At 44.9% G+C, this 26,154-nt stretch carries 16 protein-coding genes; 13 read left to right on the plus strand and 3 right to left on the minus strand.

Annotated elements, in window-relative coordinates; all coding sequences use genetic code 11:
• Positions 1–11 precede the first annotated feature (11 nt).
• From MKY66_RS13400 to MKY66_RS13435, 8 genes are all read left to right on the plus strand, one after another.
• Positions 12–2,351: a beta-galactosidase gene (locus MKY66_RS13400; RefSeq protein WP_076214828.1), complete on the plus strand. Its 2,340-nt coding sequence runs from the start codon at positions 12–14 to the stop codon at positions 2,349–2,351.
• 365 nt (positions 2,352–2,716) lie between these two features.
• Entirely contained in the window at positions 2,717–3,697 is a 981-nt protein-coding gene (locus tag MKY66_RS13405) for a glycoside hydrolase family 5 protein (RefSeq protein ID WP_076214831.1), read from the plus strand.
• A gap of 179 nt (positions 3,698–3,876) precedes the next feature.
• Complete coding sequence (locus MKY66_RS13410) at positions 3,877–5,946, plus strand: bifunctional aldolase/short-chain dehydrogenase (protein ID WP_076214833.1); 2,070 nt, start codon at positions 3,877–3,879, stop codon at positions 5,944–5,946.
• 19 nt (positions 5,947–5,965) lie between these two features.
• Entirely contained in the window at positions 5,966–7,237 is a 1,272-nt protein-coding gene (gene rhaA, locus MKY66_RS13415) for an L-rhamnose isomerase (protein ID WP_076214835.1), read from the plus strand.
• A gap of 152 nt (positions 7,238–7,389) precedes the next feature.
• Positions 7,390–9,069, plus strand: a complete 1,680-nt coding sequence (locus MKY66_RS13420) for a ribonuclease J (RefSeq protein ID WP_179088567.1) — start codon at positions 7,390–7,392, stop codon at positions 9,067–9,069.
• 244 nt (positions 9,070–9,313) lie between these two features.
• The gene (locus tag MKY66_RS13425; RefSeq protein ID WP_076214838.1) at positions 9,314–10,297 is read left to right on the plus strand and encodes a LacI family DNA-binding transcriptional regulator; all 984 of its coding nucleotides are present in this window, start codon (positions 9,314–9,316) and stop codon (positions 10,295–10,297) included.
• Between the two features lie 346 nt (positions 10,298–10,643).
• The gene (locus MKY66_RS13430; RefSeq protein WP_076214841.1) at positions 10,644–12,119 is read left to right on the plus strand and encodes a sucrose-6-phosphate hydrolase; all 1,476 of its coding nucleotides are present in this window, start codon (positions 10,644–10,646) and stop codon (positions 12,117–12,119) included.
• A 26-nt stretch (positions 12,120–12,145) separates the two neighbouring features.
• On the plus strand, positions 12,146–14,128 hold the full coding sequence (locus tag MKY66_RS13435; RefSeq protein ID WP_076214844.1) for a sucrose-specific PTS transporter subunit IIBC: 1,983 nt from the start codon (positions 12,146–12,148) through the stop codon (positions 14,126–14,128).
• A 188-nt stretch (positions 14,129–14,316) separates the two neighbouring features.
• Here MKY66_RS13435 and MKY66_RS13440 read toward each other — a convergent pair whose 3' ends face one another.
• Both MKY66_RS13440 and MKY66_RS13445 read right to left on the minus strand, forming a co-directional pair.
• The gene (locus tag MKY66_RS13440; RefSeq protein ID WP_076214846.1) at positions 14,317–15,216 is read right to left on the minus strand and encodes a manganese catalase family protein; all 900 of its coding nucleotides are present in this window, start codon (positions 15,214–15,216) and stop codon (positions 14,317–14,319) included.
• A gap of 128 nt (positions 15,217–15,344) precedes the next feature.
• Entirely contained in the window at positions 15,345–17,072 is a 1,728-nt protein-coding gene (locus MKY66_RS13445) for a cellulase family glycosylhydrolase (RefSeq protein ID WP_076214849.1), read from the minus strand.
• Between the two features lie 321 nt (positions 17,073–17,393).
• Between MKY66_RS13445 and MKY66_RS13450 the strand changes: the two genes are divergently transcribed.
• The 5 genes from MKY66_RS13450 to abc-f all read left to right on the plus strand — a co-directional run bounded on the left by MKY66_RS13450 (position 17,394) and on the right by abc-f (position 25,348).
• Positions 17,394–18,224, plus strand: coding sequence for an amidohydrolase family protein (locus tag MKY66_RS13450; protein ID WP_076214852.1), 831 nt, complete (start codon positions 17,394–17,396; stop codon positions 18,222–18,224).
• Between the two features lie 365 nt (positions 18,225–18,589).
• On the plus strand, positions 18,590–20,032 hold the full coding sequence (locus MKY66_RS13455) for a 6-phospho-beta-glucosidase (RefSeq protein ID WP_076214854.1): 1,443 nt from the start codon (positions 18,590–18,592) through the stop codon (positions 20,030–20,032).
• A gap of 424 nt (positions 20,033–20,456) precedes the next feature.
• Complete coding sequence (locus MKY66_RS13460) at positions 20,457–21,287, plus strand: PRD domain-containing protein (protein WP_076214857.1); 831 nt, start codon at positions 20,457–20,459, stop codon at positions 21,285–21,287.
• A gap of 211 nt (positions 21,288–21,498) precedes the next feature.
• A complete protein-coding gene (locus MKY66_RS13465) occupies positions 21,499–23,388 on the plus strand; it encodes a beta-glucoside-specific PTS transporter subunit IIABC (RefSeq protein ID WP_076214859.1) in 1,890 nt (629 codons plus the stop codon).
• Positions 23,389–23,878: 490 nt separating this feature from the next.
• On the plus strand, positions 23,879–25,348 hold the full coding sequence (gene abc-f / locus MKY66_RS13470; RefSeq protein ID WP_076214862.1) for an ABC-F type ribosomal protection protein: 1,470 nt from the start codon (positions 23,879–23,881) through the stop codon (positions 25,346–25,348).
• A gap of 142 nt (positions 25,349–25,490) precedes the next feature.
• Here the strand turns inward: abc-f and MKY66_RS13475 are convergent, their stop codons facing one another.
• Positions 25,491–26,081 (minus strand): biotin transporter BioY, encoded by a 591-nt coding sequence (locus MKY66_RS13475; RefSeq protein WP_076214865.1) that lies wholly within the window; start codon positions 26,079–26,081, stop codon positions 25,491–25,493.
• Between the last annotated feature and the right edge of the window lie 73 nt (positions 26,082–26,154).

Here is a 26,154-nt window from a genome sequence, read left to right on the forward strand (position 1 = left end):
TTATATAATCCATGAATGATAATATAGCAGGTAGCCAGATTCGCTTTATATTGGACGCGGAAGATAAGGACATTCGTGCGGGTCGCATGACTGGCAGTGGCGGCAAAAGCCCACGAGGGGAATCGTATGATTTTACCAACTATTATATGACTCGTAATGCTAAACCCCATATTCCCGTGGTAGGTGAGTTTCATTTCTCCAGATTCGCTTACTTGCAGTGGGAAGAAGAATTACTGAAGATGAAGGCAGGCGGGGTGAGCATTGTCGCTTCCTATGTTTTCTGGAATTTTCACGAGGAGCAGGAAAGCGAATTTAATTGGTCAGGAAATCTGAATTTGCGGCACTTTGTGGATCTGTGTGGCAAACATGAGCTGCCTCTGATTGTGCGGATTGGTCCATTCTGTCATGGGGAAGTTCGTAATGGTGGGATGCCGGATTGGTTATTCAGTTATCCATTCGAAGTCAGGTCGAACGATGAAGGATATCTGTATTACGCTAAGCGATTATATCAGGAGATTGCCCGTCAGCTCAACGGCTGCTTTTATCAGGAGGGTGGCCCTGTTATCGGGGTACAGTTAGAAAATGAGTATATGCACGCTGGCGCACCCATGGATGCCTGGGGATATACCCGCGAAAAATACATTACCTCCGGCCGGGACGGGCGAGAACATCTGAAGATGCTTCGCCATATTGCCGAAGAAGTCGGTATGAAGCCGATGTTCTATACTGCCACGGCCTGGGGTAATGCTGCGGTGCCTGAAGAAGGAACATTACCGATGCTAGCGGGGTATGCGTACACACCATGGATTCCCAATCAGCCTCCAAGCCGGGAGTATTTGTTCCGGGATCTGCATATGAATCCTGTGGAAGAAGTGGATTATGACAGTCTGGAGTACCCTGCTGCGTATTGCGAGCTTGCTGGAGGCATGCAGGTCAGTTATCACGCTCGTCCGGTTGTTGATGCGGACAGTGTTGAGGCGATGACCATTGTGAAACTTGCGAACGGCAGCAATCTGGTTGGGTATTATATGTATCACGGGGGGACCAATCCGATAGGCAAAAATTCATATATGAATGAGCAGGCATTGCCGAAAATGACGTATGATTACCAATCGCCACTCGGGGAATTTGGGCGTATTGGTGAATCGTATGACCGCATTCGAAGCTTGTCCATGTTCCTGGAAGCATACGGTGAGTTGCTTGCACCGATGGGCTGTGTTGTACCGGATGGTCAACATGCGATAACACCGGAGAACACGATGGATCTGCGTTGGTCTGTTCGCCAACAAGATGGCTCAGGATTCCTGTTCATGAATAATTATCAGGATCATGTGGCGATGCCTGATCGAGATATACAATTGGAACTGCATACCAGCAAAGGGACTGCTTTTTATCCAAGAGAAGGAACGATGCAGCTGAAATCCGGCATGCCGGCCATTCTGCCTTTCCATATGAATCTGAGTGGAATGAAGATCATTAGTGCTACCGTTCAGCCACTGACCCGATTTATGGTAAATCAGGAGCTTACGGCTGTCTTTTATGCCCATGAAGGCATGGCGCCTGAGTATGTTGTTGATGCATCATCTGTTACAAATGTGGAGATGCCTGAAGGTACAGTATCGGAGCAGGGGAATGAAGTTGTGATACATCCGATTGCCGGCAAGGACCATCATCTGCAAATCACAACATCGGACGGTATGGTCATACGAATCATTACATTGACCCGTGAAGAGGCATTACATGCCTACCGTTTCCGTGTGGGCGGAGAAGAAAGGCTTGTAATTAGCAGCAGTCATCTGTATGTACAGAATGAGATGCTCCTATGTACATCTGTGGAGCAACCAGAGATGGAGGTATCCTTCTATCCGGCTCCAGAGCATGTTTCAGCTTCTGAATATGCCGTCTTAACCCAGTCTAAGCAAGGAGTATTCGATACGTATACATTCCAAGTTTCGCCTTACGAACCTGCTGTAGAGGTTGATTATCCGAAAGAGTATGCAGCAACACTGAGATTGGACACAGCGTGGCCGGAACAAGTAGATGACGTGTGGGTTGAGATTGATTATGAAGGAGACGTTGCAGCAGCACATATTCATCATCAGATGTTAACGGATCATATTAACTATGGACGCAGCTGGATGCTTGGTTTGAAGCAATCCCGTCATTTGTTGGCTGATTACGCGCTTCGTCTGTCTATAACCCCAATTCGAAAAGGGACGACTGAGAGTTATGTGAATCAGGCTTATGTGGAGCGGTTTGAGGGTGTGGAGATTGGAAAGTTTAATGAGATTCGGGTGAGACCACAGTACCGGGTTGGGTTGGTATTGGCGGGACTTAGAGAAGACACTTAGTCTAAAGCAGGGATTAAACAACAGTTAAACAAGACTTAAACAAGAGTTAACTGACGTTTATAATACAGAGGGTTCTTTCTCCGAACGATTGTGAGGGGAGAGAGCCTTTTTTTTGCTGTGTTATGTAAAAACAAATCATTCCTAATCATGGTAAAAAGATCTTGACTGGTAAGCGTTTTCAATTTATTATAACTTCATAACCTTAACGATAAAGTTTATTTAAACTAAATAACGTAACTATAACAAAGTTATTTGTTGTTTGTTTGCTAACAAAAGAACTTCTATTACCAACGATTTTAATTAACTTATTGCCTGGAGCAGGGTTAATTGAAATAAAAAAAACAAATACAGGAGGTTCCAAACGAATGGTTAATCTGAAAAAGTGTACAATCTTCACGGTTATTGCTGCTCTTATGTTCATGGTATTAGGGAGTGCAGCCCCCAAAGCTTCTGCTGCTACAGGTTTTTATGTAAGCGGTAACAAGTTGTACGATTCCACAGGCAAGGCTTTTGTCATGAGAGGTGTTAATCACGGCCATTCCTGGTTCAAAAATGATTTGAATACCGCTATCCCTTCAATCGCCAAAACAGGTGCCAATACGGTACGCATTGTTCTTTCGAATGGTAGCCTGTACACCAAAGATGATCTGAACGCTGTTAAAAATATTATTAATGTGGTTAACCAAAATAAAATGATAGCTGTACTCGAGGTCCATGACGCCACAGGGAAAGATGACTATAATTCGTTGGATGCGGCAGTAAACTACTGGATTAGTATTAAGGAAGCTTTGATTGGCAAAGAAGATCGGGTCATCGTCAACATCGCCAATGAATGGTATGGAACGTGGAATGGAAGTGCGTGGGCTGATGGTTACAAAAAAGCCATTCCGAAACTCCGAAATGCGGGAATTAAAAATACGCTAATTGTAGATGCAGCCGGATGGGGACAGTTCCCTCAATCCATCGTGGATTATGGACAAAGTGTATTTGCAGCCGATTCTCAGAAAAATACGGTCTTCTCCATTCATATGTATGAGTATGCTGGCAAAGATGCTGCAACGGTCAAAGCCAATATGGAAAATGTGCTGAACAAAGGATTGGCTCTGATCATTGGTGAATTCGGGGGATATCACACAAACGGTGATGTGGACGAATATGCCATCATGAGATATGGTCAGGAAAAAGGGGTAGGCTGGCTTGCCTGGTCTTGGTACGGAAACAGCTCCGGTCTGAACTATCTGGACATGGCCACAGGTCCGAACGGAAGCTTAACGAGTTTTGGCAACACCGTAGTTAATGATACCTATGGTATTAAAAACACTTCCCAAAAAGCGGGGATTTTCTAATCCGCGGATGAAACAGGAACACTCTGACGTTCACGTCAGGGTGTTTTTTTAATAAAACAGTTCAATCTATAATGACTTTTGAATATTTCCGTTTGGTTTTAAAATATTTTGTTTTCAAAATAAAACAAAGATGTTAAACTCGGATTAGGAATAAAACAAACATTATCGGAGGGAAACAAATGGTACAGAGTTTATGGGATGCATCGCAGGCTTCTGAGAAAACAACAGGACTTGAGCAGTTGGTTTACCGATCCAATCTGATTGGATCTGATCGCAGCGTATGTAACATCTACGGTGGCAATACGTCTACCAAAACGACAGTGAAGGATTTTCGTGGTCGTGATGTAGAAGTAATGTATGTGAAGGGAAGCGGCTCTGACCTCGGTTCCATGGAAGCAAAACATTTTACCGGACTTGGGCTTGAAGACATTCGACCATTAATTGAACGTGAATCCATGTCGGATGAAGAGATGGTTGAATATCTGGGACATTGCATGATTGATGCCAAACACCCGCGTGCCTCCATCGAGACTCTGCTGCATGCGTTCCTTCCATATAAACATGTGGATCATACGCACCCGGATGCCATTATCAGCCTGTGTTGTGCGGATAACGGCAAGGAATTAGCGAAAGAGATCTACGGTGATCGTTTTGTATGGGTGCCTTACGTACGTCCAGGTTTTACGTTATCTAAAATGATTGCTGAAAGCGTATTCTCGAATCCCAATGCCGAACTCGTACTGATGGAAAAACACGGACTTGTCACTTGGGGAGAAACATCCGAGGAATGTTACGCTCAGACCATCAAAATTATCAATGAAGCAGAAGCATTCATCGAAGCACGGGTGGACGAAGGAAGTTTGTTCGGTGGTGTGAAACACCCGGCACTTGCCGCTGATGTTCGTCGTCAGATCGTATCACGCGTGATGCCAACGATTCGTGGAGCGGTATCCGATAGCAAAAAAATGATTTTGTCCTTTGATGATCAAGAGGACGTACTTGCTTTTGTGGGCGGAGCAGATTCCCCGGAATTGTCTCAGGTGGGCGCAGCTTGCCCGGATCATCTGGTACATACCAAAGTGGTACCTCTGTTCATTGATTGGACACCAGATGCCGAAGATATCGAAGGCTTAAAAGCCAAGCTGGTGGAAGGTGTGGCTGCCTACAAAGAGCAATATCAGCAGTATTTTGAGAGCAACAAAAACGAAGGTGATGTCATGTTCGAAGCAGCACCTCGCGTAATCCTCATTCCAGGTGTGGGCATGATCAACACAGGTAAGAGCTGGGCGCTTTCCCAAGTAAGCGGAGCGTTGTATCACAGAGCGATTGCCGTTATGCGTGGAGCTACTAGCCTGGGTCAATTCGTATCACTCAGTGCAAATGAATCTTACAATGTGGAGTACTGGCCGTTGGAATTGTACAAATTGTCACTGGCTCCGGCAGAAACCGAATTCTCCCGCAAAGTGGCGTTTATCACAGGTGGAGCAGGCGGGATCGGAAGTGAAACAGCACGTAGATTGGTATCAGAAGGCGCACATGTGGTGCTTGCTGATCTCAACCTGGAGGGCGCACAGAAGGTAGCGCAGGAAATCAATGATCAGTACGGTGCAAATCGTGCTTATGCGCTGAAAATGGACGTAACCGATGAGGAAGCCGTTCAATCTGCGTATGCAGATGTTGCAGTGCAATATGGCGGAGTGGATATCATCGTGAACAATGCCGGATTGGCGACATCCAGCCCATTTGACGAAACGTCCCTGAAGGAATGGAACCTGAACATGAATGTACTGGGTACAGGGTATTTCCTCGTGGCTCGTGAAGCGTTCAAGCTGATGAAACAGCAGGGTATTGGTGGAAGCATGGTATTTATCGGGTCCAAGAACTCGGTGTATGCAGGTAAAAGCGCCTCGGCTTACAGCTCAGCGAAAGCGCTGGAAGCACATCTGGCACGTTGTATTGCAGCAGAAGGTGGAGAGTATGGCATTCGTGTCAACACGATTCTTCCAGATGCCATTCTACAGGGTTCAGCGATCTGGAACGGTTCCTGGAGAAACGAACGTGCAGCGGCATATGGGATTGAACCGGATCAATTGGAAGAGTATTATCGCAAACGGACGACATTGCTCGTGAATATCTATCCAAGAGATATTGCGGAAGGAATTGCATTCTTTGCTTCTTCGAAATCCGAAAAAACAACCGGTTGTATGATGACCATTGATGGCGGTGTACCGGCAGCATTTACACGTTAAAATAGGAGGGTTCTTGCGGATGGATAACCAAGTCAAGCAAGCGTATGAAGCAGCCAAGGCATTGTATGCCCAGCACGGAATTGATACGGACGAGGTACTGAACAAACTCGCGGAGATCAAAGTTTCCGTACACTGCTGGCAAGGCGACGATGTCAAAGGATTTCTGAATAAAGATGGGGAGTTAACAGGTGGTATTTCCGTTACAGGTCAATATCCGGGCGCTGCGACAACCCCGGCAGAACTTCGTAACGATCTGGAGCAAGCTTTTGCTCTGATTCCCGGCAAACATAAGGTCAATCTGCACGCGATCTACACGGATACAGACGAGCAGGTTGAACTGGATCAGATTGAGCCAAAGCATTATGAGAACTGGGTGAAGTGGGCCAAAGAACAAGGACTCGGTCTGGACTTCAACCCAACATGCTTTTCCCATGAAAAATCAAGTGACGGGTTCACGCTCAGTCATCCAGACCCTGAGATTCGCAAGTTCTGGATTGATCACTGCAAGGCATCCCGCCGGATTGGTGCTTATTTCGGGGAACAGCTTGGTCAGACTTGTGTAACCAATGTATGGGTCCCGGATGGATTCAAGGATAATCCAGTTGACCGGTTGACACCACGTAAACGTCTCAAAGAATCGCTGGATGAAGTATTTGGCGAACCACTTAACCCAGAGCACAACTTAGACGCGGTAGAGAGTAAGCTGTTTGGTCTGGGTTCAGAAGCATATGTGGTGGGTTCTCATGAGTTCTATATGGGTTACGGTTTGCAAAATGATACGTTGATCTGTCTTGATGCGGGTCATTTCCATCCAACAGAGGTTATTTCCAATAAACTGTCTTCCTTGTCATTGTTTACAAGTGGCATTCTGCTTCACGTAAGCCGCCCGATGCGTTGGGATAGTGACCATGTGGTAATTATGGACGATGAGCTGCTGGAAATTGCCCGTGAACTGGTTCGACATGATCTGCTTGCGACCACACATATTGGACTGGATTTCTTTGATGCAAGTATTAACCGTGTAGCTGCATGGGTTGTGGGTACTCGCAACACGATCAAAGCCCTTCTCCGAGCGATGCTCGAACCGGTGGAAGCTTTGAAACAAGCCGAGTTGGAAGGGGATTACACGTTGCGCCTTGCCTTAACGGAAGAGTTCAAATCCTATCCGTTTGGCGCGATCTGGGACTACTATTGTGCTCAGCAAGGCGTTCCAGTTCGTGAAAAGTGGATCACCGATATCAAATCCTATGAACAAGACGTATTACTACAGCGTGATAAATCATTGGTGTAACTGTATTTAAGTTTCGTATAAACCACTATGGAATGAAAATTCCGTGGTGGTTTTTTTTGCATAATCACATTGAAATGCATAAGTAAGGCGATTGCTTCCATACTAGGAATATGGATCTGTATCGTATACGATTGCCACGCAGAGGAGGAATAATGGAGTTGAATCTATCCCACAACAAACTGTATATCGCTGCACTTGGCGGCGTGAATGAAATAGGGAAGAATATGTATTTCATCCAGTACAATCAGGACATCATCGTGATTGACTGTGGTTCGAAGTTTCCCGATGAGACATTGCCTGGTATTGATCTAATCATTCCGGATGTAGCGTATCTGCTGGACAATCTGGATAAAGTAAGGGGTCTTGTGGTTACCCATGGACATGAAGATCACATTGGTGGCATTCCCTATTTGTTAAAACAAATGAACATCCCGGTGTATGCCTCCAGGCTCACTCGTGGGCTGATCGAACTAAAACTGAAGGAGCATGGGCTGCTGCGCAAGGCGGATCTGCATACGATCGATGCTCACTCCAGCATTACGCTGGGAGGAATCGAGGTTTCCTTTTTCGCAACCAGCCATAGTATACCGGATTGTCTTGGTATCTTTTTTCAGACCCCAGCAGGCAATGTTGTGCATACCGGAGATTTCAAATTTGATATGTCGCCTGTACATGGACCTTTCCCAGATCTGCACCGTATGGCCGAGATTGGCAAACAGGGTGTCCATATTTTGCTCTCCGAGAGTACCAATGCAGAAAGACCCGGATTTACACCTTCCGAGCGTGTTGTGGGAGACCACATTCTGGATGCCTTTATCCGTGCAAAACAAAAAGTATTCATCTCGACCTTTGCGTCGAATGTCAGCAGGGTACAGCAGATTGTGAATGCAGCATTCGAGACGGGCCGCAAACTGGCACTGTTGGGCAGAAGTATGGTGAATGTGGTATCGGTGGCCAGTGAATTGGGGTATTTGCAAGTTCCTGACGGATTGCTGATTGAAGCTATCGATTCGGATCAGTTTCCACCTGAACAAGTTGTTGTATTATGCACTGGTAGCCAGGGTGAAGCGATGGCAGCATTGTCACGTTTGGCATCCGGTAAACATCCTCACGTAAGAATAAACGCAGGGGACACGGTCATTATTGCTGCCGGTGCCATTCCGGGTAATGAACGGAATCTTGCACATGTAATTGATAACCTGTATGTTCTCGGAGCACGTGTGATATATGGTTCAAGTGGTGCTGCTGGGATGCATGTATCCGGGCACGGCAGTCAGGAAGAACTCAAATTGATGCTTACCCTGATGAAACCGGATTATCTGATTCCGATCCACGGTGAATTTCGCATGTTGTATCAACACAGACTGCTTGCTGAATCCGTAGGCATAGAACGTGATCATGTGTTTATCGTGAATAATGGGGATATGGTCCAGTACAAAGACGGCATTGCTTCGCTGGGTCCAAAAATTGCATCAGGAAATAGTCTCGTAGACGGTCTGATCATGGGTGATGTCGGCAATATTGTACTTCGCGACCGCAGGCAACTGTCCTCCGATGGCATGCTGGTGATCGTAACCACATTGAGCAAAACGGAGAAACAAATGGTTGCCTCACCCGAAATCATCTCCAGAGGGTTTGTATTTGTTAAGGATTCGGAAGAATTCATGCATGAGATCCATGAGCTTGTTCTAAACCGGATGGATGAGTTGACCGGGGCTGGGGTGAATCAGTGGAATGTGATCAAAAGAAAGCTGAAAGACGAGATCGGTCACTATATTTACGCGCAAACAAAGAGAAGACCTATGATCTTGCCAATTATTATTGAGGTCTGAGTCAGCAGGGATAGGGATTATCCTTGCCTTAATGGTCTGTGCAAACGTGTATATGGAAGCTTAACAGCCTGATGAATGTGGATCATACTTCGGTATGAACGTCACATTGCCATCGGGCTTTTGCTATTACATCGGGAATGTACAATAGATGTACGATAAATGGAGTTGAATCAAATTCGCCATGGGTTTGCGATTCGAAGTATAATATAAGGTAAACTAGCTAATGAAAATAAGAGGAGTCTTTATGAATAAAACGATTTCTGATATCGCTCAGATGGCAGGCGTGGCAAAAAGCACGGTCTCTCGCTTCCTGAACGGCGGATCGGTTAGTGAAGATACACGCCAGAAGATTGAGCGCATCATCAAACAATACAATTATGTTCCCAACACATTTGCACAGAGTCTGAAGGCTAAGAAGACCAGTATTATCGGTACGGTAGTGCCGCGACTGGATTCTTTTGCAACATCACAGACATTGATCGGAATTGATGAAGAACTGCGGAGTAATCAGTATCAGATGCTGATCGCAAATACAAGTCAGGACATGCAACGCGAGATTGATGCCATCTATGATTTTGCACGACAGAAGGTATCGGGTATTATTCTGTTGGCTGCTGAAGTGACTGAAGCACATCTGAAAGCAGTGGAGGACATACGTATCCCCGTGTTGTTGGTGGGGCAGCAGCATGAGCAACTACATAGTCTGGTTCACAATGATGACCAGGCAGGTTATGAGATGGGCAGATATGTCGTCGAACAGGGTCATCGCAAGATCGTGTATATCGGAGTTAGCGAGAAGGATCGGGCGGTAGGGATCTATCGTAAACAAGGATTCCAGCGAGCAATCGCCGAGTGTGGTGGATGTGATGTGAAGTATTATGAGACAAGCTTCAAGATGTCGGAAGCCATCATTACCGCTGAAGCCATTCTGAAAGAAATCACACCAACGATCATTGTCGGGGCTACGGATAATATTGCACTGGGTGTGATGAAGATTGCGTTCTCCAATAAAATCCGCATACCGCAAGATTTGTCTGTTACCGGATTTGGCGGATACGATATTACGGAGATGATTCACCCCACGCTGACGACTGTGAAATATCATTATTTGCAGGCGGGCAAAGTAGCGGCTAATCACATTATTCGTCTGGTCAAAGGCGAGTCGGTGGAGGAACGAACAACACTGGACGTAGAACTAATTCCTCGAGAAAGCGTTGACAAATTATAAAAACATCCTTTATGATAATTCCATCGAACCGGTTCCACTATGAGTATCCAATGCGGATTTGCGAACACGGGCAGGCACTAATGCCATATGGAATTATTTTTTTTGCATTCAACGGAACCGGTTCCTATATTTGATTTTCGTATAAGTTAAATAAGAAATAAACATTTACGGAGAGGGCAGAAAAAATCTGAAGAAACGTAGTGTTCGCCTTTAGCACCGGATTTCACCCTTTAGAAAAGGGATCAGGAAATCTGGGGATAACAGCGATCGGAGGATTGTTCTGCCATCGTAGTCCCAGTGTGAAATTTCTTGGTCTAACTTATATAAGCAAGAATGGAGAACAGCTATGAAAATGACTAGAGAGCAACGCTACAGACGAATTGAGCAAGCGGAGCCTGGAGAGATTGCGAAGCTTGAAGCACAGATATCCGTATGTCCTTGGCGACAGAGTTATCACATTCAGCCGATAACAGGTCTGCTTAATGATCCTAACGGCTTTGCATATTATCAAGGCTATTATCATCTGTTCTATCAGTGGTTTCCACTTGGGACAGAACATGGCATGAAATACTGGTATCATACCCGCTCGAAGAATCTGGTGAACTGGGAAAATGTCGGGATTGGAATCGAACCGGGTGGCAGGTATGACTCACACGGAGCTTATTCCGGTAGCGCGATTGAAAAAGACGGCAAGCTGCACTTGCTGTACACGGGCAATACGAGGGATGAGGCTTGGGTCAGACATCCGTATCAATGCTTGGCAGTTATGGATGAAAGCGGTTCAGTATCCAAACTGAATGATCCAGTGATCTCATCTGTGCCAGACGGATACACGGAACACTTCAGAGATCCCAAGGTGTGGCAACAAGGAGACACGTATTATGGTGTAATTGGTGCGCAGAGAACAGACGAGACGGGATGTACGGTGCTGTATCGCTCCATTGATCTGAGAAACTGGGAGTTTCTTGGTGAAATTCGTACGCAATTAACCTCCTTTGGTTACATGTGGGAATGCCCGGATTATATGGAGATGGACGGGAAAGGTGTGCTTGTCTTTTCCCCACAAGGAATAGACGCTGCGGGAGATCATTATCAGAATATTTTTCAATCCGGTTATCTGATCGGTGAGCCGCTCAATCTACAGACAAGAGAGTTCAATCATGGTGAATTTCAGGAGTTGGATCGTGGATTCGACTTCTATGCTCCGCAGACGATGCTGGCTCCGGACGGAAGACGTATTCTGGTTGGATGGATGGGACTTCCCGATCTGGAATATCCGACAGACGATAGTGGCTGGGCTCATTGTCTGACCATTCCTCGGCAATTGTCACTCCGAGACAGCAAGTTAATCCAGTTACCTGTTACAGAGATGATGCAATTGCGTCTGCAAGAGGAAGGGACTCATATTCGCGCAACGATTAACAATGAAAGCCGATCTTTCACTGGTTTTAATGGGATTACCTATGAACTGATATGTGAGATAAGCAATGTAGAAGCAGAGGTTGTAGGCATCGAATTCCGGGCAAATGGAACTGAAAAGACGGTGATTCTGTATGATCGGATTCAGCAGAAAGTTGTCTTGGATCGGACGATGTCTGGTGCCAAGTTGGCAGAACAGAACGGAGTTGTACGACAGTGCACACTTACTGCGGAAGTGATTAAGTTCCATCTGTTCATAGATGCATCTTCCGTCGAGATCTTTGTGAACGATGGGGAAGAGGTCTTTACCAGCCGCATTTTCCCAAACCGGGACAGCGTGGACATTCGTTTTTTTGCACACGGCGGCAAAGCTGATTTTGAAGCAACAAAATGGCGTTTTTAAGTATTACGTGAGAGGAATGAGACAACATGTCGGAGAATCAACGCATTGCCCAGGAAGTCATTCATGCCATCGGGGGCAAAGAGAATATCGCATCATTTGCACATTGTGCAACACGTCTTCGCATCATGGTGAAAGATAAAGAAAAGATTGATCAGAAAACGGTCGAGAACATCGAGAAGGTGAAAGGAGCTTTTTTCAACTCAGGTCAATACCAGATTATCTTTGGTACGGGAACAGTGAATCGAATCTTTGAAGAGGTTGAGAAGCTGGGAATCGAAGGAACGTCCAAGGATGATGTGAAGAGCCAGGGGAAAAAAGAAGGAAATGCTTTTCAACGGGCGATCCGCACGTTTGGTGACGTATTTGTACCCATCATTCCCGTTCTGGTAGCTACAGGACTGTTCATGGGATTGCGCGGATTACTTACCCAGAATGAAATTCTGGCGTTATTCGGTGCAACACCGGATGATATCTCGGCCAATTTCCTGTTGTTCACTCAAATCCTGACGGATACGGCCTTTGCATTCCTGCCTGCGCTTGTAGCGTGGTCTGCGTTCCGTGTATTCGGCGGAAGTCCGGTACTAGGTATTGTACTGGGGCTAATGCTGGTCAATCCCGCATTACCCAATGCTTACGCGGTGGCAGATGGATCAGCACAGCCGCTGCATATGTTCGGTTTTATACCTGTCGTGGGTTATCAAGGATCGGTTCTGCCTGCGTTCTTTGTAGGTTTGATTGGAGCCAAGTTTGAAAAGGTATTAAGAAGACGGGTACCAGAGGCATTGGATTTAATTCTGACTCCTTTTATTACGTTGACAGTCATGATTACGCTTGGCCTTTTCGCCATTGGTCCCGTATTCCATTCCCTAGAAGAGTGGGTGCTGCATGGAACAACTGCTGTATTGGATCTTCCGTTTGGCATCGCAGGTATTATCATTGGATTCTTCCATCAGATTATTGTTGTTACCGGTGTACATCACATCTTTAATTTCCTGGAGATTCAGCTACTGGAGAAAACGGGATTCAATCCGTTCAACGCCATCATTACCTGTGCCATGGCAGCACAAGGAGCGGCTTGTCTCGCAGTTGGTCTGAAGACCAAAAATATGAAACTCAAAGCACTCGCATTACCTTCTTCCTTGTCCGCATTTCTGGGCATTACCGAGCCAGCCATCTTCGGAGTTAACTTGCGTTATATGAAACCATTTATTATGGGACTGGTTGGTGGTGGTGTAGGTGGTTTCATCGCTTCCTTGTTCCATCTGCAAGGTACAGGTATGGCTGTAACGGTTATTCCAGGAACATTGCTTTATCTGAACAGCCAACTGCCGTTGTATATCTTGTCCAACGTGGTTGCCATGGCGATTGCATTTGCACTTACCTGGTTCTTCGGATATAAGGATCAACCGGTTGCAGAAGAAGCGGTGAGCCATGAAAACAGTGGAGTAACATCAACTGAAGTTAAAGCAGAGCAATCTAATCCGCATATTAATTCAGTTACGGATGCCGTTACAAGCAATCGTCCTAAGGTAGAACTGCTCGAAATAGCTTCGCCGATGAATGGTACCGTCGTTGCTCTGGAGCAGGTTCCTGACCCGGCGTTCTCGGAAAAACACATGGGTGAGGGTATCGCCATTGAGCCATCAGAAGGCAAAGTGTATGCACCGTTTGATGGTGTCATCGCACATGTCATGAACAAGAGTAAACATGCGGTGATTCTGGAGCATGAGACAGGTGTACAGATGCTGGTTCATATCGGAATTAATACGGTTGGACTGAAAGGAAACGGTTTTACCGCGCATGTGAATAGCGGAGATCGTGTAACTGCAGGACAGTTGTTGATTGAATTTGACATGGATGTCATTCAGGCTGCGGGTCTGCCAGTGATTACACCTGTGCTGATTCCGAGCGGGAATGAAACCATAGCAACGGTTACAGCAACCTCAACCGGTCGTGTGCAAGCCAATGGGGAAGTGGTACTTGTAGTGAAATTTACTGAGCCACAATAGAGGCGTGTGAAGTGGGAAGCGGGGAGAGATTCATCTCACCCGTTTCCCTTTTTTGTGTACAATCGTATGAAATTAAAGAAACAGATCATCGGTGATCTGAGTAATCCAAGTGAGTTAGCACGCAAGAGAGCACCATTTTACAGTTATCCAATCGACGCCCTATGAATAAACAAATGGCAATCGTCGGCCTACAGACCAGCATGCCGTTTCAGTCGCTCTGCAATCTGCATTAGATCTTCCGCGGATATCCCTGGCGCAAATTCTTCCGGCAGATCAGGCAGCTCAGGTACCGGCCCTCCATAACCCGGCAAGCCGGCAAAAGCCTCCAGTTTACCGCCATCGGTTGGGTGTGTCCCTTTCCAGATCTGTGCAATGCCCTGATAATCCTTGTCGCTGAACGTGTACAGCCTGCGATGTTCTCCCATCGCTTCCCACTTACGTGTCGTTTCAAAAGCTTTGTTATCCAGTCGTGGAATAGGGAACATCTTCGTTACATCCACACCCGTTGCAATTTCCAGTGCCTTGGCATACGCAAGAACGTGCACACCGCCGCGTACAAGCAAGTATCCTGTCATTTCTCGGGCTGTTTTGTTGTCGGTCATTTCGTAGACTCTCATTTTGTGGGTCCTGGCTCCGCACTCAAGAAAGAAATTATGCAGCAGATCGAAGATCAGATTGCCACTGCTCACAACATATGAACCATTCCAGGGTCTTCCCATGGAGTCATACGGGAGCGCTGTCTGAGCCGATTCGATAAAATGTGAAGTCATCCGTGCGTCTTTGCCTACACGTAGCGGGGTAGAGTCCGGGGCGCCTGGTGAAGTTGAACCTTCAAGCATGAGGTTAATCGTATTGGCGACAAGTTCGACATGGCCGAATTCCTCCGCGGTAATACTTGCAACAATGTCATAAAATGGACGCAGCTTGGATCTGCCTCTGAAATTGAATGACTGAAACATATAATTGTTCAATGTTGACATTTCCCCGAACTTTCCACCCAACAACTCCTGAACTGCACTAGCTCCATTAGGATCCGGATTATTGGATATGGGTAATTCGATGGCAAGACGGTCTACACGCTTAAACATGACATTTCCCCCTCAGTCCTAGTTATTGTAAAAGTATGAAGGGTTACTTGTACGTTATTCGGTCGTTGGTGAAACAAAAAAACGTTCTGCCAGAGCTTAAAGCTCTGAACAGAACGTTAGATGAGTTCTTATTTGGAAGTTACGCCAACAACGCTTGTTCCATTTTTCGTGATTTTGTACGTCAGCACATCTCCGTTCCAGAAATGGAACTTAAGCGTGACTTCGCCATCATTGGTTTCATTGAAGAAGTTAGGTTTCAGTTCAATCACATTACGTTCGTAATCTGGGCTAAATGTGTAGGAGAATTCTTTGAATGGAGTCCAGTTCTGTGGGCCGGCGTTCTCTCCGTTTGCATATGTTGCTTCCATCGTGGCGAGCTGATTGCCGTTAAACGTAGTCGGAATGGCAAATGCACTGGTTGTACCAGTTGCGTCGTTCAGCTTAGGTGTGTCATATTTAATGATATTAAAGTTCCAGTCAGCACCTTCATTGAATCCAGCCGTGAGTGTGGCATTTACGCCCAAATCACCAGAGGCTGTCAATTTGGTTAACAGATTGGATTTTAACGTAAGTACATCTTTTTTGATCGTATAGTCTTTACCTCTTACAAGAGGGGTAGTGCCATTTTTCAACGAATTGAATTTGTTCCCATTCAGATTGAGCTTTACCTTTTTATCTTGAATGGCTTCATTTTGTTTAAGATATACGAGGTCCGTTTCGGCTGTGGATGAGCGACCTGTCCAGCTGGCTTTCATGGTATCGAAAAGTTCCTGATCAGACCAAGTAAAACTTGTGCGACCGAAGTGTTGTCCGTTATCCCACAACATCGTTGTCATCTGTTTTTGACGCAGATATTGTCCAACAAATTCGAAGAATTTCAGTTTTTCGCCTTGCTCAATGACACCTGTGTGCTGGTCAAAACCAAGCAAGCCATACTCACCGACGATAACCGGAATGCCTTTCGCTGTAAAAGCATTGTATACTCGATCAAATGTGTCGGTAACGTCTTTTTGTACTTCCTCGTTATACTTGGTGTAACCTGCGATGTTCACACTGAATGGCCAGAACCCGTAGTAGTGAACGGTTGCAATAATATTGGTGTCATTCAATTTTTGAATGGTCTTATTCAGTTCATCCAGATCAGGTTGAGCGGAAGAGGTATGCATCGTTGGAAGCACAAGTGGACGTGTCTCGTTGTTTCCACCCGAAGTTCTTACGATCTTGTGAAAAGAAGTATTCAACTCGTCCAGCATGCGATATCCAATCGCTGCATCCGTTGTGCCGCCTTCGGAGAAACGTGGTTCGTTAACACTTTCAAACATGAGTTTATCGGATGCATCTTTGAATTTGTCCGCAATCTGAGTCCAAGCAGCGTTGTAACGTGCAAGCACGTTGTCATGGTCTTTCTCCATGTAACTGATCCAACGCCAGGAATCATGGTGAAGATTGATCATGACGTAGAGATCCGCATCAAGGGCCCAGTTTACCACTTCTTGAACCCGATTCATGTAAGCGGAATCAATTGTGTAGTCGGGTGCGTCACCGATATGGGCTTCCCAGGTCACAGGGATACGGATACTGTTGTAGCCCTCAGCTGCGATCGATTGAATTAGTTCCTTTGTAATGCGCGGGTTGCCCCAGGCTGTCTCATCCTCACCAACGGCGTCCAGAGAGTTACCCAGATTCCAGCCAGGCTCCATGGCGTTTACGTAGGTCTGCATTTTGCTTGGAGCGGGTGATGCACTGGCCTGTTCGCTGTTGTCAGTTGCAGCTGAAGCCATAGCGGAGGAGAATAGAGATAGAATCATGGCAGTCACAAGCGTAAGAGAAAGGACTGATTTGCGGTTTTTTTTCATTAATATAGTCTCCTTCGAATAGAGAATGGTTAAACGTGAATAGCGGTTAAGCAGGGTGGAAATAGAGCTCAACGCAAACAAAAATTCACTTGTGTAATACTGGAATCACCACCGATTTATGTACTGAAAGCGTTTTCGTAATTTACTATATCATGATTTAATATTGGACAATACCTGCACAATTGGAATAAAAATCATGTAAAAATCAGTGATTTTGTCATATTGATAGATTGTGTAGTAAGCGTTTATTTCATTGAAATAAAAATCATGTGGTTGCTTTTTAATGATAATTAGATTTAAATACCCTGGGAGGGATCTAATATGAAACTGGATGCACATCAACATTTCTGGGAATACAATGTCGCCGAGTACGGATGGATTGGCGAAGAGATGAAAGCTATTCGTCAATCTTTTCTTCCGGAAGATCTTAAACCTTTATTGATCCAATCCGGACTGGAGGGATGTATTGCGGTACAAGCCAGACAATCACTGATAGAAACCGAGTGGCTTCTGCAGCTGGCAGATCGGCATGAATGTATCAAAGGTGTTGTCGGATGGGTGGACCTTTGTTCGGATGAAGTTCGGAATCAGCTTGAATTGTTCGCGTCTAATCCGTATCTGAAGGGCGTACGACATGTCATACAGGATGAACCTGATCTGAAGTATGTATTGAGAGAAGACTTTCAGCGCGGAATTTCATTGCTTAAGGAGTATGATTTGGCATACGATCTGTTGGTATCCAAGGAGCAACTGCCTTATGCCGTTGAATTGGTTAAGACGTTTCCTGAACAGAAATTTGTCCTTGATCATCTAGCCAAACCCGATATAAAATCAGGTATAATCTCACCCTGGAAAGAAGCACTTGAGTCATTGGCCGCACAACCTAATGCGTATTGTAAACTTTCAGGGATGGTGACGGAAGCAGATTGGGCAAATTGGACTGCTAGCGACTTTACAGCCTATCTGAATATCGCCATAGAAGCCTTTGGTGCGGAACGGTTAATGTTCGGGTCCGACTGGCCCGTGTGCAACGTTTCAGCTCCATATTCTGAAGTATACGGTCTCATTGTAAGTCACATTAATGCCCTACCTATATCAGAACAACAGATGATTCTTGGCGGCACATGTGCTGCGTTCTATCAAATATCGTAGTGAGCAATCCGAAGCTAAACCAGTTTCAAGAAGTTGACAACTGTTCTGATTCTTGCTAAAGTTTTATCCAATCCGCATAATCATGATCTGGGAATGTTACCGATATGGGCATAACCTGAGCTGGCTTGTTTACACGTAATCGTGTACCCAGGCTGGTTCGGGTTTTTTCTATTTAAGTTGAACAACCGATTTTACACGAGACGACTGCGCGGCCAGAACAATCTTCCAATCGCTGTTATCCCCAGATTTTTTCTGTCCTCTCCGTTTATGTGTAATTGTGTAGTTCAACTTAAATATTTTGTCTTTTTAATATTTTTCAGGATTTGAGCGGATAGCTGAATTACATATTTGGAAGGAGAATGATGATGACGAATTTTAAATTTCCTAAAGATTTTCTGTGGGGTGGAGCCATTGCTGCCAATCAGGCGGAGGGCGCGTATCTGGAAGATGGCAAAGGGCTGAGTATTGTTGACTTGCTTCCGACAGGAGAGAACCGCAGAAGTATTATGAAAGGCAATGTTCCAGCTTTTACGCCGCTTGCTACCGAGTTCTATCCTTCGCATGAAGCAATCGATTTTTATCACCGTTACCCTGAAGATATTGCTCTATTTGCCGAAATGGGATTCAAAGCACTGCGTGTCTCCATTGCCTGGGCACGGATTTTCCCGACAGGAGAAGATGCACAGCCAAATGAAGCCGGATTACAATTTTACGATAACCTATTTGATGAATTGTTGAAAAACGGCATTGAACCTGTGGTTACATTGGCTCACTTTGATGTGCCTGTGCATCTGATCGAGAAGTATGGCAGCTGGAGAAGTCGTGAACTGGTAACGCTTTTCGAGACTTACGCTACAACGGTATTCACACGGTACAAGGACAAGGTGAAATACTGGATGACATTTAATGAGATCAACATGCTGTTACATCTTCCATTCCTTGGGGCGGGACTGGCGTTTAATGAAGGGGATAATATCAAGGAAATTCAATATCAGGCTGCTCACCATCAACTGGTTGCAAGTGCACTGGCAGTCAAGGCATGTCATGAGATTATTCCTGGTGCCATGATTGGGTGTATGCTCGCCGCAGGAAGCTTCTATCCGTATACTTGTAATCCGGAAGATGTGTTCCAGGGCATGGAAAAAGATAGAGAGTCCTATTTCTTCATCGATGTGCAGTCACGTGGTGAATATCCGGGTTATGCCAAACGTTTCTTCAAAGATCACGAGTTGAACATTGTTATGCAGCCGGGTGATGCGGAAATCTTGAAGAATCATACCGTAGATTATATCGGATTCAGTTATTATTCAAGTCGTACAACCAGTACCGATCCGGAAGTTATCAAAAATATGACCAGTGGTAATGTATTTGGCTCGGTAGCCAATCCATATCTGGCGAAGTCCGAGTGGGGCTGGACGATTGATCCTAAAGGATTCCGTATTACCGCCAATCAACTACATGATCGTTATCAGAAGCCGCTGTTTGTTGTTGAGAATGGATTTGGTGCCCATGACGAGGTTACACCGGAAGGTGAAGTGGATGATGCGTACCGGATTGACTACTTGAAACGACATGTAGCTGAAATGGGTGAGGCCATTCAGGATGGGGTGAACATCATCGGTTACACCAGCTGGGGACCTATTGATATTGTAAGTGCCTCCTCAGGTGAGATGAGAAAACGTTATGGCTACATTTACGTGGATCGTAATAATGAAGGTCAAGGTGAGCTGACACGACTGAAGAAGAAGAGTTTTGAGTGGTACAAAAATGTGATCGAATCCAACGGAACAAACCTGGGTGACGCGTAATTTATATTTTTCTGAATTAAAATGGTCTTTTACGGCAATAAAACATCGGAAGTTTCATCTATATAAATTGAACTAAACATTTACACAAAACGGAGAGGACAGAAAAAAGCTGGGGATAACAGCGATCGGAAGGTTGTTCTGTCATCGGAGTAGCTAGTGTAAATATTATCTAGTTCAATTTATATAACCATGGGACTTCCGTTTGTCCCCACATTGAAAGCGTTGACATATAGTCAGGTTCGCGCTATACTTGACGCAATTATATCGTTTCTGGGATTGTTACTACTCGAAGTAGGCAAAACCTAAGCACCAAAAAAAGCAGACCACCATGTCTTGTTTATTTTGTGATGCTTCAGGTTTTTTTTGTATGCCCAAAAGACGATGTATAACTGCCAAGAGAGTGGAACGTGACGGGGGGATTGAAGTGAAAATAGCAAAGGTTATCAACAATAACGTCATTAGCATCTATCAGGCGGATGGAGCAGAGCTTGTGGTGATGGGACGTGGGATTGCCTTTAAGAAAAAGCCGGGGGATAAAGTAGACGAGACCCGCATCCAGAAAGTATTTGCATTGAAAAACAAACAAACATCCGATAATTTCAAAATGCTGTTGCGCGAAGTTCCGATGGAACTGATTGAAATTGTGGAAGAGATCATCACGTATGCAAGTGAGAATTTGGGCCGAAAGCTGAATGAGAACATCTATGTATCCCTTACGGATCATATTAACTTCGCGATTGAACGCTATCGGGAAGGCGTGGAGATCAAGAATGCATTAATGTGGGAGATCAAACAGTTGTACAAGCCCGAATTCGAACTGGGCCTGAGGACGCTGGAACAGATCAACACCCGTATGAATATTGACCTTCCACCCGATGAAGCCGCTTTTATTGCCCTTCATATTGTCAACGCAGAGATGAACGAAGAAGTTATTACAACGATGAACATTACGAAGTTTATCCAGCAGATTATTAATATAGCGAAATATCATTTCAAAATGGAATTTGATGAGGACTCTCTCAGTTATTTTCGCTTTATCACACATCTGAAGTTCTTCTCCCAGCGTGTGCTCAGTGGCACGCATTACGACAACAACTATGATCATTTCTATGACATGATCAAGGAGAAACATCCGGATGCCGCAGCGTGCACGGAGAAAATTGAGTTGTTTGTCAAAAAGGAATACAACCATGAGTTGACCAATGAAGAAAAATTGTATCTGACGGTTCATATCGAACGAGTGGTTAATCGATAATATTTAAATGTTGACAAAAATGGTTTAATTATAATAATATGTGATTAACAGGAATTAAATACGATTTAACTGGGATTGTTACTGGTTATGCAGGCAAAACCTAAGTCATGAGAAGGACAGGACCATTGTGTCCCCTTGCTCAAGGCTTAGGTTTTTTGCGTGCAAAAAAATCGGTAAGAGGCCTGTTTGAGAAAAAGTGGGGGTGCAGATTATGAGTCAAGAGAAACTGGCCAAAGAGATTGTAGAATTGGTTGGCGGTGAGAAAAATGTGGAATCACTGGTTCATTGTGCAACACGATTACGGTTTGTATTGAAGGACGATGCCAAGGCAGACAAAGCCAAACTGGAGAAAACAGAAGGCATCATCGCAGTCAAAGAAAATGGAGGACAGTTCCAGGTGGTTGTTGGTAACAAGGTGCCTGAAGTCTATAGTGCCATTGGACAGATCAGTAACATTCTGGAAGATTCGTCAGATAAAGAAAAACCTCGCAAAGCAGCCAAAGGGCTCGGGGGTATTATCGATATCATATCCAGCATCTTTGCACCACTTCTGGGTGTTATGGCGGGAGCTGGTATTCTAAAAGGGTTATTGTTGATTGCAAGCAATATCGGATGGCTGGAAACGACAGAAACAACATATACGATCCTGTATGCAGCAGCAGATAGTCTCTTCTACTTCCTGCCTCTGTTGTTAGCGGTTACAACAGCCCGTAAATTCCAGGGAAATATGTTTGTAGCGATGACGATTGCAGGAGCGCTGATCTATCCGTCCATCGTCACGTTGAAATCAGAAGGAACACCAACGGATTTCTTCGGTATCCCTGTCATCTTGATGAACTATTCATCTACAGTTATTCCTATCATTTTAGCTGTCATTGTTATGAGCAAGTTGGAGAAATTCTTTAATAAGACACTTCACGATAGTGTGAAAAACTTTGTTACGCCATTGTTTTTGCTAGTGATTATGGTACCTCTGACATTGCTTGTATTCGGACCATTTGGCGTATACGTTGGTAATGGAATTGCAGCTGGACTGGTTGCCGCATTTGGATTCAGTCCATTGCTCGCTGGAGCCGTTATGGGTGCAAGCTGGCAGCTGCTCGTTATCTTCGGAATACACTGGGGTCTGATTCCGGTATTTATCAACAACGTTGCCGTGTATGGACAGGATGGCGTTAAACCGGCTGCGACAGCTTCGATCTTTGCTCAAACGGGTGCTGCTTTTGGGGTTATGCTAAAAACCAAGAACAAAAAACTGAAAACGCTGGCTGGATCATCCACGTTGACTGCATTATTCGGTATTACTGAACCGGCCATCTATGGGGTAACATTACCACTAAAACGTCCATTCATTGCAGGGGTAATCGGTGGTGCTGTTGGTGGAGCTATCATTGGTCAAGCGGGTACATTGGCATTTGCATCCGGTGCACCAGGGTTACTGACCTTGCCAATCTTCTACGGACCAGGTGGACAAGGTTTCCCTGGATTGATTCTGGGTATCGTAGTATCGTTTGTTGTTTCGGCTGCACTGACGTACATCATGGGCTTCAAAGATCCGGTAGAAGAAGAAACAAAAACTGAACCTACTGTATCTGCTGAGCAACCTGCCCGTACAACGAATGCTTCAGACGAGGTTGTATTTAGCCCAATCGAGGGAACGATTGTTGAATTGTCGGAAGTTCCAGATCCGGCCTTTGCATCGGGAGCCATGGGTAAAGGGATTGCGATTGAGCCAGCTGTGGGCAGAGTCGTAGCACCTTTTGACGGTACAGTTACCGTTGCATTCAAGAAAAAACATGCCTTGGCTGTAGTATCAGACACCGGTGCTGAAATATTGGTTCACGTTGGCGTGGATACCGTTAAATTGGATGGGCAGCATTTTGTCTCCCATATCAAAGAAGGCGATCGCGTCCAAGCGGGAGATCTGTTGCTTGAATTCGATATTGCACAGATTAAGGCTGCTGGTTATCATACGGTAACGCCAATTATAGTAACCAACTCAGCCAACTACGAAGAAGTGATTCCACAGGCTACAGGTCAGGTTCATAGCCAGGAACTTCTATTGAAATTAAGTAGCGGAAATGGCCAGGAACAAAAGTAGATTGATGTACTAATCTGATGGTATAGTATTTTCATCGTTCCGTTGACATGGTGGAATTGGAAAATTATAATTGGAGTTGTACATCTATACATGTTAATGAAAGGTGGATTATTGAACATGACACATGCGATGAGACTGCGCTTCCTTCCTTTGAATCGGTAATTGAATACGTTCAAAGGCTCTGACTATTGGTTCAGAGTAAACGGGATCAGTCTGTCATTTTCAATCATCCTGACCACCTTAAAATAAGTGTTATACTCGCTTTCTCGTTTACGTTGAATCACAGGCCGTGGCCTGTGATTCTTTGTTTTTCTTCTGATTATCTATATCAGTTAAATAATTAGGTAAAGGCGCTCAATACAGACTACTGGAGGTAACCGCTATGATGACGTTACTGTTCTATTGATACGAGCTAGCACGATAAGCTCGTATCGATAGAAGCGTGCTTCGCTATCGATACGAAATAAATCTTATTTCGGAGGTAGCGAATATGGAAAAGATATGTTTTGAATTAGAACAGGTTGAGATGACCTATATGGATAAAGTAATACTGAACATTGAGCGACTGGCTGTGCATCAACTGGATCGCATCGGTGTAGTAGGTGGTAATGGTCAGGGTAAAAGTACATTGTTGAAACTCATTGCGGGGCAGATCCAGCCAACAGCCGGAAAGGTAAAACGTTTTGCAGAGTTTGGTTATTTGGAACAAGTGGAACCTCCCCAGCCTAACGAAAATATCGAAGTTGACGGGGCTTTACTCAGTAAATTAGCCATACCTCAACACGATCAGCCATGGAGTGGTGGAGAACAGACCCGTTTAAAACTGGCTCAAATGTTCACTCATTATCATGAAGTACTATTACTTGATGAACCAACAACACACCTGGATCAAGAGGGCATTACATTTTTGCTGGATGAATTGCGTTATTACTATGGGGCGCTTGTACTGATCAGTCATGATCGTGCGGTACTGGATGAGCTGGTAACCACGATCTGGGAAATCCATCAAGGTGAGGTTCGCGTATATTCCGGTAACTATAGTGATTATCAGGCACAGAAGAGGCTGGAGCGTGAACAACAAAACCAGGCGCATGAGCAGTTTTCCAAAGAGAAAAGACGATTGGAGCTGGCCGCTCGGGAAAAGATGAAGAAAGCTGAAAAAATAACGCAGGCCGGAAGCATGTCCAAAAAAGAATCCAAAGCAAAAGCAAATCGTATGGTTGAAACAAAATCCAAAGGCACTAGTCAAAAAGCGGTCCACCGCGCAGCCAAAGCGATTGAACAGCGGATGCAACAACTTCATGAGGTAAAAGCAGTGCAAGAGGAACGGCCAATGATCTTTCGTCAGCCAAAGACACTGGAGCTGCACAATCGATTTCCGATTATGGCAGATCGCCTTACACTTGAGGTGGATGGAAACATATTGTTGGAGGATGTAAGTTTTCAAATTCCATTAAAACAAAAAATAGCGATAACCGGAGCCAATGGCAGCGGGAAAAGTAAATTGCTTAACCATGTTTTCCATGCTGGGGATCACATCACAATGTCTCCAAAAGCAAAGCTCGGTTATTTTCAGCAAATGAGCTATCGTTTCACAACAAAAGAGACCGTATTACAATTCCTGAAAAATCGTTCAGATTATGAGGAATCAGAGCTCAGAAGTGCGTTGCATGCGATGCAGTTTACAGGTAATGACTTGCTGAAGAATGTGGGGACATTAAGTGGAGGAGAGGCGATTCGTCTTCAATTATGTCACTTGTTTCTTGGACAATACAACATTCTATTGTTGGATGAGCCGACGAATTTCCTTGATATGCATGCACTGGAAGCGTTGGAGCGTTTTATCAAGGCGTATGAAGGAACGATTCTGTATGTATCTCATGATCAGAGGTTTATTGAAAATACAGCGGATCAACAATTTAAGATTACAGAGCGTCAATTAATTCAGGTGAATATATAAGTTGAACTAAAGAAGATTTACACGGATCACTCCGATGACAGAACAACCTTAGAGGAAGAGAAGTAACGAAAACCGCCAAAGTGATTTTGGCGGTTTCGTCGTTTTCAAAGATAGGCAGATCAGTTACCTTATGTAGCTTCTATTAAGAATCCGCTTTTATAACCGTGGAATGCATGTTACCTGTGAGACGTTGAGGTGGGAATACCATGCGCACGGGCGCAATGATGATGGCAGCAAATACAGCTTTGATCAGATCACCAATAATGTAAGGATAGAACCCTTGAATCATGGCCTCAGGTAAGTCCATTTTGTATGCATAGGCAAGCCAAGGGACACCCGAGACATACACGAGCAGTGAGCCAAATAGTTCAAATACAACAAAAGCGAGCATGAATCCTGTTACACCTTTGATGTTGATTCGTGCAAGCAACAGTCCAATTAATAATGCGGAGATTGGCCACATCATCACATATCCTCCGGTAGGTCCAAGAAGTACTGCAAGTCCTCCGGTCCCGTGTAGCAAGGGGAATCCTAGAGCGGTGAGCAGAACAACCATCGTGACACTTAAAAACCCATACAACGGACCAAGCAATCCTCCAGCCAGCATAACAGCCAAGGTTTGTAATGTTATCGGTACTGGGGAGAAGCCAATGGGAATGCTTATGTAACCAAAAAGTACTAAAATTGCGGCCATAAGTGCGCTGAATACAATGCCTCGCAAAGATAATTTCATGTTTGAACAATCCTCTCCATTTTGGTAATATAATTGTTAACCAATTAATTGAATGTGGTTAACGATTAGGATC

The organism is Paenibacillus sp. FSL R5-0766, assembly GCF_037971845.1.
In the GTDB taxonomy this organism is placed as follows: domain Bacteria; phylum Bacillota; class Bacilli; order Paenibacillales; family Paenibacillaceae; genus Paenibacillus.

Bases quoted from the DNA above. Each gene is read 5' to 3' on its own strand.
- MKY66_RS13400 (WP_076214828.1), top strand. From the start codon at position 12: ATGAATGATAATATAGCAGGTAGCCAGATTCGCTTTATATTGGACGCG.
- MKY66_RS13405 (WP_076214831.1), top strand. From the start codon at position 2,717: ATGGTTAATCTGAAAAAGTGTACAATCTTCACGGTTATTGCTGCTCTT.
- MKY66_RS13410 (WP_076214833.1), top strand. From the start codon at position 3,877: ATGGTACAGAGTTTATGGGATGCATCGCAGGCTTCTGAGAAAACAACA.
- rhaA (WP_076214835.1), top strand. From the start codon at position 5,966: ATGGATAACCAAGTCAAGCAAGCGTATGAAGCAGCCAAGGCATTGTAT.
- MKY66_RS13420 (WP_179088567.1), top strand. From the start codon at position 7,390: ATGGAGTTGAATCTATCCCACAACAAACTGTATATCGCTGCACTTGGC.
- MKY66_RS13425 (WP_076214838.1), top strand. From the start codon at position 9,314: ATGAATAAAACGATTTCTGATATCGCTCAGATGGCAGGCGTGGCAAAA.
- MKY66_RS13430 (WP_076214841.1), top strand. From the start codon at position 10,644: ATGAAAATGACTAGAGAGCAACGCTACAGACGAATTGAGCAAGCGGAG.
- MKY66_RS13435 (WP_076214844.1), top strand. From the start codon at position 12,146: ATGTCGGAGAATCAACGCATTGCCCAGGAAGTCATTCATGCCATCGGG.
- MKY66_RS13440 (WP_076214846.1), bottom strand. From the start codon at position 15,216: ATGTTTAAGCGTGTAGACCGTCTTGCCATCGAATTACCCATATCCAAT.
- MKY66_RS13445 (WP_076214849.1), bottom strand. From the start codon at position 17,072: ATGAAAAAAAACCGCAAATCAGTCCTTTCTCTTACGCTTGTGACTGCC.
- MKY66_RS13450 (WP_076214852.1), top strand. From the start codon at position 17,394: ATGAAACTGGATGCACATCAACATTTCTGGGAATACAATGTCGCCGAG.
- MKY66_RS13455 (WP_076214854.1), top strand. From the start codon at position 18,590: ATGACGAATTTTAAATTTCCTAAAGATTTTCTGTGGGGTGGAGCCATT.
- MKY66_RS13465 (WP_076214859.1), top strand. From the start codon at position 21,499: ATGAGTCAAGAGAAACTGGCCAAAGAGATTGTAGAATTGGTTGGCGGT.
- abc-f (WP_076214862.1), top strand. From the start codon at position 23,879: ATGGAAAAGATATGTTTTGAATTAGAACAGGTTGAGATGACCTATATG.
- MKY66_RS13475 (WP_076214865.1), bottom strand. From the start codon at position 26,081: ATGAAATTATCTTTGCGAGGCATTGTATTCAGCGCACTTATGGCCGCA.